The sequence below is a fragment of the Kosakonia sp. H7A genome, assembly GCF_003028445.1.
In the GTDB taxonomy this organism is placed as follows: domain Bacteria; phylum Pseudomonadota; class Gammaproteobacteria; order Enterobacterales; family Enterobacteriaceae; genus Kosakonia; species Kosakonia radicincitans.
Window position 1 is genome coordinate 1 of sequence record NZ_PYTZ01000045.1, and the last position, 648, is coordinate 648.

At 68.8% G+C, this 648-nt stretch carries 1 protein-coding gene; it reads left to right on the forward strand.

Features of this window, described 5'->3' with window-relative positions:
- On the forward strand, positions 1–648 hold a 648-nt coding region (locus tag CWM66_RS28020; protein ID WP_107147751.1), incomplete at both ends, for an AraC family transcriptional regulator.

The window sequence follows — 648 nt, forward strand, 5'->3', positions numbered from 1 at the left end:
GATCGACCTGCAGGCCGGCGACTTCGTCCTGGTACCGGCAATGCGCGGCCTGCGCAACGCCAGCCCGACCGGCGCGAAGGTGCCGCCCACCACGCCGGTGAAGCTGGGCGCCGGTCACTTCCGCATCGGGCGACAGGAAGGTGCGCCGGAGCAACGCATGCACATCGGCCACTGCCGTTTCCGTTCGCCGGATGCGACGCTGCTGGTCTCGCTGCTGCCACAGGTGCTGCACGTGCGCGGCGTACCCCGCCTGGTCACGCTGGTGCAGCTGCTCAGCGATGAAACCCTCTCGCAGCGACCAGCGCGAGAAATCGTGCTGGAACGGCTGCTGGAAGTGTTGCTGATCGAAGCATTGCGCAGCGGCGGCGCCACGGGCAACGCACCAGGGCTGGCCCTGGGCCTGGCCGATGAGCGCCTCGCCTTGGCCTTGCGCGCATTGCACGCGCGGCCCGAACAGGCGTGGACCGTGGCGGGACTGGCCGAGCAGGCGGCATTGTCGCGTTCGGCCTTCTTTGCGCGTTTCACCCGTGCGCTCGGCGTATCGCCGATGGCTTACCTCCTGCATTGGCGCATGGCCTTGGCCAAGCGTCTGCTGCGGGAGGGCGGCTTGGAGGTTGCGCGTATTGCCGAACGCGTGGGCTACAGCTC